General features: G+C 74.8%; 16 protein-coding genes. 10 read left to right on the plus strand and 6 right to left on the minus strand.

Annotation, left to right across the window (positions count from 1 at the left end):
- The first annotated feature begins 50 nt into the window (after positions 1-50).
- The 3 genes from ACGH52_RS06015 to ACGH52_RS06025 all read left to right on the plus strand — a co-directional run bounded on the left by ACGH52_RS06015 (position 51) and on the right by ACGH52_RS06025 (position 2777).
- Positions 51-728: a uracil-DNA glycosylase gene (locus ACGH52_RS06015; RefSeq protein ID WP_030182040.1), complete on the plus strand. Its 678-nt coding sequence runs from the start codon at positions 51-53 to the stop codon at positions 726-728.
- Complete coding sequence (locus tag ACGH52_RS06020) at positions 725-1711, plus strand: N-acetylglucosamine kinase (protein ID WP_121701308.1); 987 nt, start codon at positions 725-727, stop codon at positions 1709-1711. Before ACGH52_RS06015 ends, ACGH52_RS06020 begins: the two co-directional genes overlap by 4 nt.
- A 139-nt stretch (positions 1712-1850) precedes the next feature.
- Complete coding sequence (locus tag ACGH52_RS06025) at positions 1851-2777, plus strand: sirohydrochlorin chelatase (protein ID WP_123621935.1); 927 nt, start codon at positions 1851-1853, stop codon at positions 2775-2777.
- A gap of 173 nt (positions 2778-2950) precedes the next feature.
- Here the strand turns inward: ACGH52_RS06025 and ACGH52_RS06030 are convergent, their stop codons facing one another.
- Complete coding sequence (locus ACGH52_RS06030) at positions 2951-3991, minus strand: lactonase family protein (RefSeq protein ID WP_121701310.1); 1041 nt, start codon at positions 3989-3991, stop codon at positions 2951-2953.
- Positions 3992-4129: 138 nt separating this feature from the next.
- A complete protein-coding gene (locus tag ACGH52_RS06035) occupies positions 4130-5620 on the minus strand; it encodes an FUSC family protein (protein ID WP_399938056.1) in 1491 nt (496 codons plus the stop codon).
- Positions 5621-5838: 218 nt separating this feature from the next.
- On the opposite strand from ACGH52_RS06035, the gene ACGH52_RS06040 reads away from it, so the two are divergent.
- The 3 genes from ACGH52_RS06040 (at position 5839) to ACGH52_RS06050 (ending at position 7901) form a co-directional block, all read left to right on the plus strand.
- Positions 5839-6315 (plus strand): Lrp/AsnC family transcriptional regulator, encoded by a 477-nt coding sequence (locus ACGH52_RS06040; protein WP_059297488.1) that lies wholly within the window; start codon positions 5839-5841, stop codon positions 6313-6315.
- A gap of 38 nt (positions 6316-6353) precedes the next feature.
- The gene (locus ACGH52_RS06045; RefSeq protein ID WP_399946652.1) at positions 6354-7049 is read left to right on the plus strand and encodes an HAD family hydrolase; all 696 of its coding nucleotides are present in this window, start codon (positions 6354-6356) and stop codon (positions 7047-7049) included.
- Between the two features lie 111 nt (positions 7050-7160).
- Positions 7161-7901, plus strand: a complete 741-nt coding sequence (locus tag ACGH52_RS06050; RefSeq protein WP_059297489.1) for a DUF4142 domain-containing protein — start codon at positions 7161-7163, stop codon at positions 7899-7901.
- Between the two features lie 34 nt (positions 7902-7935).
- Here ACGH52_RS06050 and ACGH52_RS06055 read toward each other — a convergent pair whose 3' ends face one another.
- Positions 7936-8709, minus strand: coding sequence for a LysR substrate-binding domain-containing protein (locus tag ACGH52_RS06055; RefSeq protein ID WP_121700869.1), 774 nt, complete (start codon positions 8707-8709; stop codon positions 7936-7938).
- A gap of 58 nt (positions 8710-8767) precedes the next feature.
- On the opposite strand from ACGH52_RS06055, the gene ACGH52_RS06060 reads away from it, so the two are divergent.
- Entirely contained in the window at positions 8768-9166 is a 399-nt protein-coding gene (locus ACGH52_RS06060; protein WP_059297491.1) for a DUF5997 family protein, read from the plus strand.
- A 27-nt stretch (positions 9167-9193) separates the two neighbouring features.
- On the opposite strand, the gene ACGH52_RS06065 is transcribed toward ACGH52_RS06060, so the two are convergent.
- The 3 genes from ACGH52_RS06065 to ACGH52_RS06075 all read right to left on the minus strand — a co-directional run bounded on the left by ACGH52_RS06065 (position 9194) and on the right by ACGH52_RS06075 (position 11300).
- Entirely contained in the window at positions 9194-9685 is a 492-nt protein-coding gene (locus ACGH52_RS06065; protein WP_059297492.1) for a DUF1360 domain-containing protein, read from the minus strand.
- Positions 9686-9730: 45 nt separating this feature from the next.
- Positions 9731-10117 (minus strand): DUF2267 domain-containing protein, encoded by a 387-nt coding sequence (locus ACGH52_RS06070; RefSeq protein ID WP_121700868.1) that lies wholly within the window; start codon positions 10115-10117, stop codon positions 9731-9733.
- 97 nt (positions 10118-10214) lie between these two features.
- Positions 10215-11300: a galactosyldiacylglycerol synthase gene (locus ACGH52_RS06075; protein ID WP_399946655.1), complete on the minus strand. Its 1086-nt coding sequence runs from the start codon at positions 11298-11300 to the stop codon at positions 10215-10217.
- Between the two features lie 253 nt (positions 11301-11553).
- Between ACGH52_RS06075 and ACGH52_RS06080 the strand changes: the two genes are divergently transcribed.
- The 3 genes from ACGH52_RS06080 to ACGH52_RS06090 all read left to right on the plus strand — a co-directional run bounded on the left by ACGH52_RS06080 (position 11554) and on the right by ACGH52_RS06090 (position 14289).
- Positions 11554-12408 carry an SDR family oxidoreductase gene (locus tag ACGH52_RS06080; RefSeq protein ID WP_079252570.1) on the plus strand — a complete coding sequence of 285 codons (855 nt, stop codon included), beginning with the start codon at positions 11554-11556 and terminating at the stop codon, positions 12406-12408.
- A gap of 16 nt (positions 12409-12424) precedes the next feature.
- Entirely contained in the window at positions 12425-13333 is a 909-nt protein-coding gene (locus tag ACGH52_RS06085) for a DMT family transporter (RefSeq protein ID WP_076973179.1), read from the plus strand.
- A gap of 89 nt (positions 13334-13422) precedes the next feature.
- Complete coding sequence (locus tag ACGH52_RS06090; protein WP_399938060.1) at positions 13423-14289, plus strand: polysaccharide deacetylase family protein; 867 nt, start codon at positions 13423-13425, stop codon at positions 14287-14289.
- The last annotated feature ends 6 nt before the right edge of the window (positions 14290-14295 follow it).

Here is a 14295-nt window from a genome sequence, read left to right on the forward strand (position 1 = left end):
CGCGGCCACCGGTTGATCGGCGTCACCCGTACGGCAGTAGGGTGACGCCCGTGGCACCACGACCCTTGAACGAAATCGTCGAAGCGGGCTGGGCGAAGGCCCTGGAACCCGTCGCCGGGCGGATCACCTCGATGGGTGAGTTCCTGCGCGCGGAGATCGCCGCCGGACGCACCTACCTCCCGGCGGGGGCGAACGTCCTGCGAGCCTTCCAACAGCCCTTCGACGACGTACGGGTCCTGATCGTCGGACAGGACCCCTACCCCACTCCGGGGCACGCCGTCGGACTGTCGTTCTCCGTCGCGCCCGAGGTACGCCCGCTGCCCGGCAGCCTCGTCAACATCTTCCGGGAGCTGCACACCGACCTGAATCTCCCGCAGCCCTCCAACGGGGATCTGACGCCCTGGACCCAGCAGGGCGTGCTGCTGCTCAACAGGGCGCTCACCACGGCCCCGCGCAAGCCCGCGGCGCACCGCGGCAAGGGCTGGGAGGAGGTCACCGAGCAGGCGATCCGGGCGCTCGCGGCGCGCGGCAAGCCGATGGTGTCCATCCTCTGGGGTCGCGACGCCCGCAATCTGCGGCCGCTGCTCGGCGATCTGCCGGCCGTGGAGTCGGCGCACCCGTCCCCGATGTCGGCCGACCGGGGCTTCTTCGGCTCCCGTCCGTTCAGCCGGGCCAACGACCTGCTGATGCGCCTGGGAGGTCAGCCGGTCGACTGGCGCCTGCCGTGAGCACCGGCTTCCTGGCCGTGGACTCCGGCGGCTCGGGGCTGCGCGTCGCCGTCGGCGACTGCGGTGGCGGTGGCGGCGGTCACGGCCCCCTCGGTCGGCGGGTCTCGCGGGAGCCCGTCCGCACCGGTGCGCGCGGGATCGACCCCGGGCACCTCATGGGGCAACTACTGCCCATGGCGAGGACGTTGACCGCCGAGACCGGTGTGACCCGGCTCGACACCGTCGTGGTCGGGGCCACCGGGATGGCCACCCTGGGCGACGCCCTGCGTGCCGAACTGCCGGGCGCGCTGGCCCGGGAGCTGGGCGTGCGGACGGTCGCCCTGGCCGCCGACGCCGTGACCGCGTACGTGGGCGCGCTCGGTCCGCGGGCCGGGGTGGTGGTGGCCGCCGGTACCGGCCTGATCGCCGTCGGCACCGACCTGACCCGCTGGCGCCGGGCGGACGGCTGGGGGCATCTGCTGGGCGACTGCGGCAGCGGCGCCTGGATCGGGCGGGCGGGCCTCGAGGCGGCGCTGCGCGCCCATGACGGGCGGGCGGGCGGCTCCGCACCGCTGCTGGCCCGCGCGGAGGAGCGTTTCGGCCCGGCGGCCGGACTGCCCGGGCAGGTGTATCCGCGGTCCGACCGTCCGGCCGTCCTGGCCTCCTTCGCACCCGAGGTGGCGGCGTGTGCGGCCACCGACCCCGTCGCGGCGGAGATCCTGCGGTCCGCCGCCCGGCACCTGGCCGACTCGGCCGCCGCGGTCTGCCCCACCGAAGGTGAACCCCTCGTCGCGGTCACCGGCGGCCTGCTGCGGCTCGGCGATCCGCTCCTCGCACCGCTGGGCGAGGAGCTGACGGAGCGGCTGCCCCAGGCGCGGTGGACGCCCGCGGAGGGCGATCCGCTGGACGGCGCGGTCCGGATCGCGACCGGCCTGGCGACCGGCTCACTCACCCTTCCGAGTGACGACAAGATGCTGTGGGTGACGACCGTGCGGGGCGGCTGAGAAGTGGTCCGCCAACGAGGTGAATTCATGCCGATGTCGGCCGATCCGTACATCACTCATCAGACAAAACCGGACGGATACCGCTCACCTGCACCCTCCCCGAACAGGGAAACCCCGGAAACCAGTAACATGCGGCGCCATGAGCTCCCCCACTGGGCCCGCGTCCGGCCTGCCAGTACGAATGCCGCGCCCCCGCCAGCCAGGACGGCACCGCCGTCCCGAACCACTGGTGGCTCCCGAGGGCGCGCCGGCGCTCGTCCTCGCGGTGCCGGGGACGCCCAGTAGCGCCACCCGAAGCCTCGCCGACGAGGTCATCAGCATCGCCCGCTCCGAGCTGCCCGGGCTGGACGCCCGGATCGGCCACCTCGACGGGGACGACGACGCCGAGTTCCCCTCCCTGACCAGCGTGCTCGTCCGGGCCGCCGAGGAGCGCGCCGCCCGCTTCGAGCAGGCACGTGCCGCGGGCCTGGACGTGAAGGAGCCCGAGGGCCCCGTCGCGGTCGTCGTGCCGCTGCTCGCCGGGCCGGACAACGCGCTGCTGCGCCGGATCCGGCAGGCCGTGATGGACAGCAAGATCGCGGCCGAGCTGACCGATGTGCTCGGACCGCACCCGCTGCTGGCCGAGGCCCTGCACGTGCGACTCTCGGAGGCCGGTCTCGCCCGTGCCGACCGGGCCCGCCTGTTCACCGTGGCGACCGCGGCGGACGGCATCATCCTGGCCTCCGTCGGCGGTGACGAGGCCGTCCAGGCGGCCGGGATCACCGGCATGCTGCTCGCCGCGCGCCTGGCCGTGCCGGTGATCGCGGCGGCGCTGGACGAGGAGGGCTCGATCGCGTCCGTGGCCGAGCAGCTGCGTTCCTCGGGTTCCCAGCAGCTGGCGCTCGCGCCGTATCTGATCGGCCCGGAGATCGAGGCGTCCGTGCTGGAGGAGGCGGCCAAGGAGGCGGGCTGCTCCACGGCCGAGCCGCTCGGCCCGTACCCGGCGATCGGCAAGCTGGCGCTGGCCAAGTACACGACGGCGCTCGGTATCTCGCCGCAGCAGGCGCAGGGGGCGCCGGTTCGGTGAGGGGCGCGTGCGCTGGCGTATTCAGGCGTGTGTGAAGGGGCCCGCTCCGGGTGAGGAGCGGGCCCCTTCGTCGCCCGGTGCCGCTGCGCCCACCCGTGCCGCGTGGGGGTACCTCCCAGGCCGTTCAGGCACTGGGGGAGGCACGACTGCCCGCGGCTTTGGGGAGGGACGGCTCAGGCCGGGGCGAAGATCACGCAGGAGGCTGCCGGGACTGATACGGAGCCGGTGTGGTGGGGGATGCCGGTGGTCGGGTTCAGGGCGAACCAGGTCACGTCGCCGGAGCGCTCGTTGGCCGCGTACAGGAAGCCGTCCGACACGGTGATGTCGCGGGGCCAGTGGCCGCCGCAGGGCACGGTGGCGGACAGCCGCAGTCCGTCCGGTTCCACGGCGAACACGGACAGGACGTCCTCGCCGCGGGTCGCGGTCCACACGAAGCGGCCGTCGGGCGAGACGACGATGCCGGACGGGTAGGCGTCGCCCGCCGGGGCGCCCGGCAGCACCGGCACCTCGGTGAGGGGCTTGAGCGCGCCGTCGGCGGCGTCCCAGTGGCAGACGGTGACGGTGGGCGCCAGTTCGTTGAGGACGTAGGCGTGCGAGCCGTCCGGATGGAAGGCCAGGTGCCGCGGCCCCGACCCCGGCCGCAGCGCGATCTCGCGGTGCACGGCGGGGGCACCGTCCGCGACGGTGCAGACCCGCACGGAGTCGGTGCCGAGGTCGACGCTGACGGCCCACCGACCGCTGGGGTCGGGCCGCACCTGGTGGGCGTGCGGTCCCTGCTGCCGCTGGGCGTGCGGGCCGGAGCCGGTGTGCCGCAGGACGCCGGACGCGGAGCGGGCGAGGGTGCCGTCGGGGCGGACCGGGACGGCGGTGACGGTGCCGGAGCCGTAGTTGGCGGTCAGCACGTGCCCGGCGTACAGGCTGAGGTGGGTCGGTCCGTCGCCCCCGACGGGCACCGGCCGCCCGGTGGGCTCGGGCTTGTCCCCGCTCACCCGGTAGGCGGCCACGGCGCCCTCGGTCGTCTCACTGACGGCGTAGAGCGTGTCTCCGTCGGGCGCCAGAGCCAGGTAGGAGGGGTCGGCCAGCCCGTCCGTGCCGCTCACGACCGTGAGGGCGCCGCTGTCGGGGGCGACGGTCGCCGTCAGGATCCCGGGGCCGCCGGCCGCCGTGAACGACCCGATGTATGCCCGCCGCTGCCGCCTGCCGCCGTCCGTCACCGCTGCCCCTCTCGTCCCGCTTCGTGCTGCGTCGCCCGGAGCGCCGACCCTGGTCGTCCGCCCCGGAGCGACGGTAGCAGTCGATCACCTGCGGTCTAGACCAAACGGGTGGAGCGGGGGGCGGTCCGGTGAGACGGGTCAGGCACCGGCCGGCCGTGAACCGGAGGGGCTGCGCAGCGGAGCGGCGAGTTCGGCGAGGGCGTGTTCCAGGTCGTGGAGGTGGGCCAACGCGGGTTCGGCGGCGCGCGGCCCGCCCGCGCGGGCGGGGACGGCGCCTCCGCCGGTGAGTGCCTCGACCGCGGCCTCGACACGCCAGCAGGCGGCGGCCAGCCGGGCATCGTGCGAGGCTTCGGGATCGGCGGCGACGGCGACCAGGCCGCGGATCTCCCGGGCGCAGTCGTCCAGCAGGCCGAGGACCCGGCGGGCCCGTCGCTTGCGTCCGGGCATCGGGCTGAGCGGGTGCACGAGCGGCGCGACCGACAGCCGTACCCGGCCCAGCAGCTGCTCCAGTTCCGCCACGCGCGGCGCCGGGTCGGCGCCCTCGGTTCCGGCGAGGCGGGCGGCGGCCTCCGCTGTGCAGGCGTGCACACAGCGCAGCGCGCGCTGGATCCAGACGTCGGTGACGGCGTGGGTGGTGACGGGCAGGACGAAGAGCACGGCGAGCGCGGCGCCGAGCGCGCCCACGCCGGTCTCGGCGATCCGCAGGGCGAGCAGGCCGGGGCTGAGGACGCCGAGAAGGCCGTAGAGCAGCTCGGCGAGCAGCGTCACGCAGAGCATCATCCAGGTGTAGGAGACCGCGGCTGTGTAGAAGATGCCGAAGACGCAGGCGGCGGCCAGCACGGCGGTGGGCACCGGGGACCCGGCCACCGGCACGGCGATCAGGAAGCCCAGGCCGATGCCGACGACCGTGCCGAGGACCCGGCGGAAGCCGCGTACCAGCGTCTCGCCGCGCGAGGTGGTGTTGACGAACACCCACCAGGTCGCGCCGACGGCCCAGTACCAGCGGTCGCCCGACAGCAGTTGGCCCACGACCAGGGCGAAACCGGCGCCCGCGGTGGCCTGCACGGCCTGCCGGGTGGTGATGCGGGCCAGCCCGGTGCCGGGGGGCGGCGCGGGGACGGCGGGCGCGGGCCGGCGGCGCTCGTAGCACCACAGCCCGAACCGCACCGTCGCGGCGGCGGCGACGGACAGCAGGACGGCGGCGAACATCTCGGGCAGCCGGTCCGTGGTCGCGTGCAGGAACTGGGCGATGAAGAACGTCATGAAGGCGAAGACGCCGAGGCTGTGCCCGCGCGGGCCCCAGCGGCGCGCGTACACGCCGGCGCCGACGACGGCGAGGAAGGTGAGGTCCCGGGCCACGGGCAGGTCGTGCAGCGCGGCGGCGGCGGTGAGCACGGGCAGCCCGGCGACCGGCAGCAACGCGGTGGTGACGGCCTGGCCGCGCACGGTGGCGTCGGTGACGGTGAACAGCGCCAGCAGGGCGGCGAGGCCGCCGATGATCGCGCCGATCAGGGAGGTACCGGCCAGCCCGCACGCCACGACGGCCAGCCCGATACCGAGGACGGCCCGGGTGGCGAACCGCAGCCGGGACCGCCCCGGGTCCGGGCTCACGAACACCTTCTTCAGCACTGCTTACCGCCCCCTCGCTCGCTCACGCCCACTGGCCCGGAAGTCACCGCATGCAAAAGGCGCCGCGGGATCCGCAGCGCCATCGACCTCTCTATAGGAGCATCTCTTCCACCACTGGCTCAACAGGCCGCTGACGGAGTGGGCCATTGGTACAGTGATCACCGCATGCCTGCGGCCATCGGAGAGCCAATGGCCGACCGGAGGAGGCCGGACCCGCGATGGCCGTCGACGAGCTCGACACCCGCATCCTGCGGCTGCTGCTCCAGCAGCCGCGCACCAGCGTGCGGGAGTACGCCCGCCTCCTCGGGATCGCCCGCGGCACCCTCCAGGCCCGGCTGGACCGCCTGGAGCGCGACGGCGTGATCACCGGTACCGCTCCGTCCCTCTCCCCCGCCGCGCTGGGCCACCCGGTGCTCGCGTTCGTGCACATCGAGGTCACCCAGGGTCATCTGGACGAGGTGGGCGAGGCGCTGGCGGCGGTGCCGGAGATCGTCGAGGCCTTCTCCATCACGGGTGGCGGAGACCTGCTGACCCGCGTCGTGGCCCGCGACAACGCGCACCTGGAGGACGTGGTGCAGAAGCTGATCAGCCTGCCCGGCGTGGTCCGCACCCGCAGCGAGGTGGCGCTGCGCGAGCGGGTGCCGCACCGGCTGCTCCCGCTCGTGGAGTCGATCGGCCGCTCGGCCCGCAGGTGATCCTTGGCATCCTGGACACCATGAGCACCATGAGCACCATGGGCCCGCTCGGCGGCATCTCGGTCATCTTCGATCTCGACGGAACACTCGTGGACAGCGAGCCGAACTACTACGAAGCCGGCCGGCGCACCCTCGCCGAGTACGGCGTCCCGGACTTCACCTGGGCCGACCACGAGGCGTACGTGGGCATCAGCACCCGGGAGACGGTGGCCGACTGGAAGCGGCGGTACGGGCTGCGGGCCACGGTCGAGGAGCTGCTCGCCGTCAAGAACCGCCACTACCTGGGGCTCGCCCGCAGCTCGGCCCGCGCCTACCCGGAGATGCGGAAGTTCGTCGAACTGCTGGCGGGCGAGGGCGTACCGATGGCGGTGGCGTCGGGTTCGTCGCCCGAGGCCATCGCGGCGATCCTGGGCCGCACCGGTCTGGACGCGCACCTGCGCACGGTCGTCTCGGCCGACGAGGTGGCGCAGGGCAAGCCCGCCCCCGACGTCTTCCTGGAGGCGGCCCGCCGACTGGGCGCGGAACCGGCCCGCTGCGTGGTCCTGGAGGACGCCGCCCCCGGTGCCGCCGCCGCGTACGCGGCCGGGATGCGCTGCATCGCGATCCCGTACGTCGCGGGGCAGGCCGACGCCCCGGAGTTCGCCACCGCGGGGCTGCTGGTGCGCGGGGGCCAGGAGGAGTTCACCGCGCGGGCGGCGCACGACTGGCTGGTGCGGACGGCGCGCGACCGGTGAGGTGAGATGAAGCACGCCTCGCGTCGCGGATTTTGCCCGGAACGGTGATCAGATCGTCCCTCGTATCCGTACCTCCTGGTGTCCGAGCCTGTCTTCGCCCCAGGAGGCACGATGCGCATCACGCGCACCACGGCAGGGACCGCCTTCGTGGCCGGTGCCCTGGTCCTCACCCTCACCGCGCTCGCCTACCCGACCATGCTCGGGGTGCGGAACGCGGGCAGCGACCAGGCCCGGGTCGTCACCAACACGCGGTACGGGCCGCTCACCGAGCAGGACCGGGACTTCGTGGTGAAGGTGCGTGCCGCGGGGCTGTGGGAGCACCCGCTGGGGCTGATGGCCATGGAGCGGGGGACGACACCGGAGATGCGGGAGGCCGGTGAGCACCTGGTCGTCGGCCACTCCCGGCTGGACGCCACCTGCCGCAGGATCGCGCCGGAGCTGGGCGTCACCCTGCCCAACCTGGCCTCGCCGCAGCAGCAGCAGTTCGTGTCGACGGTGGACGGGACCACGGGCAAGCAGTTCGACACCACCGCGGTCAACATCATGCGGATCACCCACGGCCAGATCTTCCCGGCCATCGCCAACATCCGCGCCAACACCAAGAACTCTCTGGTGCGGCAGCTCGCCGACCAGGCCAACGACACCGTCCTGGACCACATCACCGTGCTGGAGAAGACCGGGCTGGTCAACTTCGACCAGGTCAACTTCCAGCAGACCGCACCGCCGAACCTGCCCAAGGCGCAGCTCACGCCGCCGGCTCCGCAGCCCGGCGAGCCGGTGCTCTCGCTCACCTCGCCGCCGGGCCTGGAGGTGAACACCTCCGCGCCGACGCCGAGTCCGACGGTCCGCTGACGCGTCGGGGCCCGGTGGGTCCGAGTCGATGGGTTCAGCGCCGGCGCGGTCTGCCGCCGCGGCCGCCCTTGCTCCCGCCCTTGCTCCCGCCCTTGCCGCCGCTCGCGCCCCGGGGGCCGCCCGCGGTGCCGCGCCGGGCGCCGCCGGTCTGCTTCGCGGCGGTCTGCTTGGCGCCCTTGGACCGCGCCGGTTCGGGCTGCCGGCCCCGGGTGCTGTTGACGGTGCGGCCCCGGACGATGCCGATGAAGTCCTCGACGCGGTCCGTGTGCGCGTCCTCGGGCCAGGACAGGGCCACGCTCGATTCGGGAGCGTCCGTGACCGTGCGGTACGTGAGGTCCTTGCGGTGGTGCAGGCGAGCCAGCGACAGGGGCACGAGCAGCACACCGATCCCGGCCGCCACCAGTTCGACGGCGTCCGCGGTGGTGGCGGGGCGCTCCAGGGCGGGCCTGCCCGGTGGCCGCTCCCAGTCGAGGACGTCGTCCAGGGGGTGCAGCACGATCTCCTCGGCGAGGTCCTCGACGGTCACTTCGTCGGCCGCGGTGACGAGATGGTCCCTGGGGATCAGCACGACCGTGGTCTCGGTGTAGAGGGGGATGGCGCTGAGCGCCGTACGGTCGACGGGCAGCCGTACGAGTCCGGCGTCGGCGTCGCGGCCGAGCAGGACGTCGCCCGCCTGCGCGGCGGTCACCTGGGTCAGGGCGAGGGGGACGTCCGGCAGCCGCTCGTTCCAGATGCGCACCCATTTGTCGGGCGTCACCCCCGGGACGTACGCGAGCCGGAACGAGGGGGGAGCTTCCGAGCCTGTCACCCGGCCAGGTTACCGGGCGTGGTCGGGAGCCGCTCACACGATCGATACCCTTGACCGCATGACGTCGCACCAGAACACCCAGACCATGAAGCCCGCGACCGCGGCGAAGAAGCTGGGTGTGTACCTCGAAGCCACACCCGCCGAGTTCCGGGAGGGCGTCGTCACGCGCGCCGAGCTGAACGCGCTCCAGACCGACCCGCCGGCGTGGCTGCGCGAGCTGCGGCGCGACGGTCCGCACCCGCGGCCGGTGGTGGCGGCCAAGCTGGGCGTCTCCATCGCGGGTCTGCACCGGGGCGGCGTCACCGAGCCGCTCACCACGGAGCAGATCGACGCGCTGAAGCAGGAGCGCCCGGAGTGGCTGGAGCGGGAGCAGGCGGTCCAGGCCGACGTGCGCAAGGAGACGGCCCGGGTGAAGAAGCTGCATGCCGAGCGGGCGGAGCGCGCCGAGCGCGACTGACCGGCCGCCCGGCCGGTGGTCAGCCGGTCATTCTTCGGCCTTCTGCGCAGTCAGGCTCCACGCGTACTGCAGCCAGTCCGACACCACGACCGCGCTCAGGCCCGCGGACAGCAGCCGCCCGGCCCGGGGCGCGACGGCGTAGGTGCCGACCAGTCCGCCGGCCACCCAGGCCGAGGTGCAGAACGGGCAGGAGATCAGGTCACCGACGGCGCGGCGCAGTCCGGTGCCGCGCCCGGCGTCCATCACCTCGTTGGCGTTGCCCTCGCCCTCCCGGCTGGTGAACGGCGCCCGCAGGAAGCTGGTGACCCTGTCCTTGGTCAGCAGCCGTGAGGCCTTGAACGTCGCCGTTCCCAGCAGGGCCACGTCCCAGGCGGGGACGGTGTCCGGCAGCCGGACCCCGCGGCGCCACGCCGTCACCGCGAACGCTCCGGCGGTGGCCGCGAAGGTCGTCGCGAGCGCCGCGTATCCGCCGAGGGGCGTCTCCTCCCCGTCGGCGTAGCGCTGCTCCAGGTCCGTCATGGGTGTCTCCTCGGTCGGTCTCGGCGGCCCGTCGCCAGGCGGTTCTCAGTGGGGTGCCGGGCCGCCGAAGAGATCGGCGCAGTCGGCGGGCAGGCTCGCCAGCAGTCGGTCTACGCGTTCGCGCGGCACCGCCTCGGCGAGGGTGGACAGCACGGCGCCCGCGTCCCATTCGGCGGTGCGCGGCCGGGCGCCGGTCTGCTGGGCCACCCGCCGCAGGAACTCGGCACGGCCGAAGGTCTCGGGTCTCCCGCGTTCCAGGCGCAGCGCGTCGTCCAGGGGCGCGGGCAGGTCGCGGGCCAGGTCGGCGGCCTCGTCCGGCGGGATGCGGGACGCGATCACCCAGAGGACGGCCGTGGTGACCTGCTCGGCCTCGTCGTCGCCGTGGTACTCACCGCGGTCGCGGACCCGGGTGAGGAATTCGTCGAGCCGCACGGCGTCGCCTCCTTGTGCCGGTACGCGCTCCGGGGCGGGTGCCCTGTGACGGACCGGGGAAACGGGCGTGCGCCGACGGCGCTCGCGCATCGCTCCCTCACCGCCGTGCGCCCGCACGCGCGGCGTCGGCGACGTCGGTCACCAGGGACAGGGCGTCCGCGTGCTCGGTGAACAGCGCGCGTCCGGCGGCGATCCGACGCCGCCGGTCCCGGCCCGGTGCGGTGAGCCGCCCCAGCGCATTGAGCAGCGCGGTCGCGTCCTCGGCGACCTCGGACACCCCGAGCGCGGCCATCCGCCGTACGCCGTCCGCGCCGTGGCCGGGTATGGGGCGGTGGCCGACGACCGGCAGCCCGGCCGCGAGCGCCTGTACGGCGGTCTGGCCGGCCGCGTTGTCGATCAGGGCCCGGGCGGTGTGCAGCAGGCCCGGCATGTCCGTCACCCAGCCCAGGGCGAGGACGCCCGGTGTGCCGGACAGCGTGCGGCGCAGCCGCTGGTTGTCGCCGCAGAGCACGACCGGGAGGTAGCCGTGTCCGGCCAGGAGCCGGACGGTGGCGTCCAGGTGCGAGCCGACGCCCCAGGCACCGGCGGACAGCAGCACGGCGGGCCGCCCGGAGCCGAGCCGTTCGAACGTCTCCCGCCACCGGGCCGCCCCCGGGGCGTCGTCGGCCGAGAACTCCGGCGCCACGACGGGGCCGCACGTCGTCGCGGGCCTGCCGGTGCTCCCCCGTACCGCGCGCGCCGCCTCCTCGCTGAGACACAGACAGTGGTCGTTGCCGGGGTGCAACCACTGCCGGTGCGGCTCGAAGTCGATCACGAGCACGACGCTGGGCACGGACAGCAGCCCGTGGTCCCGGAGGTGGCCGGTCAGCTGGGCGCCCAGGTGGAAGACGGGCACGACCACGTCCGCGCCGGTGCGCTCCGCCAGCTCGCGCAGCCTGCCCCCGGCGAGCCGGGCCAGGGGCGTCCCGCTCGGTCGGCGTCCCGCGCCGGGCCGCAGGAAGAGGCGGTACAGGGCGGCGTACGCCCACGGGAAGTGCCGTACGGAGCCGCGGTAGAAGCACCTCAGGGCCGTGCCCAGACCGTACGGAAGCAGGGCGAGGACGTCCACGGCCTGGGCGCTGTCGCCGCCCTCCCGGGCCCGCCGGACCAGTTCGGCGGCGACCGTGTCGTGTCCGGCGCCCATGCTCGCGGTGATCACCAGCAGACGTCTGCCGCCCTGCGGGCCGCGCGGGGCACCGGGGCGGCGGGGCGCTGATGAGCTGCGGGGATGCACGGCGGACCAAGTTGCCGGTACCGCCGCTTCCAAACCACCACACAGGCGGGCGTTTCGGGCGGCCTCTGGGGGATACTCCGTGACCGCCCGTCCGGCCGGACGCCGGAGCCCGACCGCCCGGTCGGTCGCCTCCCGGTGCCCGCCCCGAGCCTAGGTGGTCCCCATGGTCCATGCGTTCTCCCGTCCCCGGTCCGGTCCCGGACCGCAGGTCGTCGCACCCGACGCGGACCACGTACGGCCCCCGCGGCGGCCCGTCGGGGTCCGGGACACGCGGACCCGCACGGCGCTGGTGACGGGGGCGTCCTCCGGCATCGGCGCGGCCGTGGCCCGACGGCTGGGTGACGAGGACGGCTGGCGGCTGGTGCTCACCGGACGTGACCCGGTGCGGCTGCGCCAGGTCGCCGACGACACGTCGGCCACCGCCTTCGCCGCGGACCTCACCCTGCCCGGCGCCGACCGGCAGCTGACCGACTTCACGCTGGCCACGGCGGGCCCGGTGGACCTGCTGGTGGCCGGGGCCGGGGTGGGCTGGGCCGGGGAGTTCCTGGACATGCCGCCGCACACCATCGACGACGTGCTCGACATCAACGTGCTGGCCACGCTGCGGCTGGTGCGGCTGCTGCTGCCGGGGATGGTGGCGGCGGGTTCGGGGCGGGTGGTGCTCATCGGGTCGCTGGCGGGCAGCGTCGCGGTGCGCGACGAGGCCGTGTACTCCGCCGCGAAGGCCGCGATCGGCGCCTTCGCGGACTCGCTGCGCTACGAGTTGCGGGGCACGGGCGTCGGGGTCACCCACGTGGTGCCGGGCGTCGTCGACACCCCCTTCTTCGAGCGCCGGGGCGCTCCCTACCAGCGCTCCAGGCCGCGTCCGGTGCCTCCCGAGCGCGTGGCCGACGCGGTGCGGGCCGCGGTGGACCGGGGCCGGGACGAGGTGTACGTGCCCTCGTGGCTGCGTCTGCCGTGCCGGGTGCGGGGCGCGGCTCCGGGACTGTACCGACGGCTGGCCGCACGGTTCGGATGACCGGGAGCGCGCCGCGGTGAGTGTCCTCACCGTCGTCCTCGCCCTGTTCGCGGCGCTGTCCAACGCTGCGGCGTCGGTGCTGCAGCGCCGGGCCGCGGCGCAGGACGAGGACCGGGCGGGGGCCAGGCACACGGTGGTGCGCTCGCTGCTGCGGCTGGTGCGGGACCGGTACTGGCTCGGCGGGGCGGCGCTGCTCGCGCTGACGACGGTGCTCCAGGCGGCCGCCCTGGCGGTGGGCAGTCTGGCCGTCGTCCAGCCGCTGATGGCCACCGAACTGCTGTTCACGCTGATGGTCGGCAGTGCGGTCTTCCACCGGCGTCCGGACACGCGGACGTGGCTGGCCTTCGTCGCGCTGGCCGTGGGGCTCGCGCTGTTCCTGGGCTCCGCCGCTCCCTCGGCCGGTCAGGACACCGCCACCGGGGGGCGGTGGATCTGGGCGGGGCTGGCGCTGCTCGTCCTGATGACGGTCCTCGCCTCGGTCGGCAGCCTGGTGCGGGGCGCGCCGCGCGCGGCGCTGTTCGGATCGGCGTCCGCGGTGGGGTTCGGCGGTACGGCGGCGCTGCTCAAGGAAGTGACCGGACGGCTTCCGCAGGGGGTGGGTGAGGTGCTGACCCAGTGGCCGCCGTACGCCACCGCGGTGGTGGGCGTGGCCAGTTTCCTGCTGCTGCAGAGCGCCTTGCGGGCGGGGACCCTGGCCGCCTCGCAGCCGGCCCTGACCCTCGGCGACGCGCTGACCAGCGTCGCCCTGGGCTGGGCCCTGTTCGGCGAGGAGATCCTGCTCGGGGTGCGGATAGTGCCCGAACTGATCGGCGTGGCGCTGATCGGCCTCGGCAGCGTCGGGCTGGCCCGGGCACCGTCGGTGCACGGCGCCTGGGACACGGCCCCGGCGGCGCGGGACGGCCCCGGGCGGGCGGTGCGGCGGTGAGCGGAACGGACGGCACGGGTGCGGTACGGACGGCACGGGTGCGGTACGCAGGGGATGGAACGCAGGGGGACTGACCGGAGGTACCACGGATGCGTCACGGGTTTCGCGCCGGACGGGCGGTGTACGCCGTCGCTCCGGTCCTCGCCGCCGCGCTGGCCCACATCGGCCCGGCGGCGACCTGGCTGCCGGAACTGCGCCGCCGCCGGTTCCCGGATCTGGCGGGCCTGGGCGACCCCGGCCACGTCGCGCTCACCTTCGACGACGGCCCCGACCCGGCGTCCACGCCGCGGTTCCTCGACGTACTGGACGGGCTCGGGGTACGGGCCACGTTCTTCGTGCTGGGCGAGAACGCCGCGCGCCACCCCGCGCTCGCCCGTGAGCTGGTCCGGCGCGGACACGAACTCGCCGTCCACGGCTGGACGCACGACCGCCCCTGGTGGCCGTCACCGGCGCGGGACGCGCGCGAGGTGCGGCGTGCCGTCCGGGTGGTGACCGAGGTGGCCGGAAGTGTGCCGCGCTGGTACCGGCCGCCCTACGGCATCCTCACCTCCGGTCGCTGGGCGGCCGCCCGCCGGGCAGGGCTGCGGCCCGTGCTGTGGACCGCGTGGGGCAAGGACTGGCGGCACGACGCCACGCCCGCCTCGGTACGCGCGACCGTGGCGGCGGACCTGCGCGGGGGCGGCACGCTCCTCCTCCACGACACCGACCACGCCTCCGCCCCGGGCAGCTGGCGGGCCGCCCTCGGCGCGCTGCCGGACATCGTGCGCGACTGCCGGGAGGCGGGGCTGGCGGTGGGGCCCCTGGGCGAGCACGGGACGGGCGGGGGCCCGCTGACGCCCGTGACTGCGGTGACTGCGGTGACTGCGGTGACCGGAGAGAGCCCGGGGACTGCGGGGGCTACGGGGGCTACGGGGACTACCGGGACGGCGTCGTTTCGGTCAACGGCGCCGGGATAGCCGTAG

It is taken from the genome of Streptomyces sp. BBFR25, from assembly GCF_044590125.1.
GTDB classification, from domain to species: domain Bacteria; phylum Actinomycetota; class Actinomycetes; order Streptomycetales; family Streptomycetaceae; genus Streptomyces; species Streptomyces canus_D.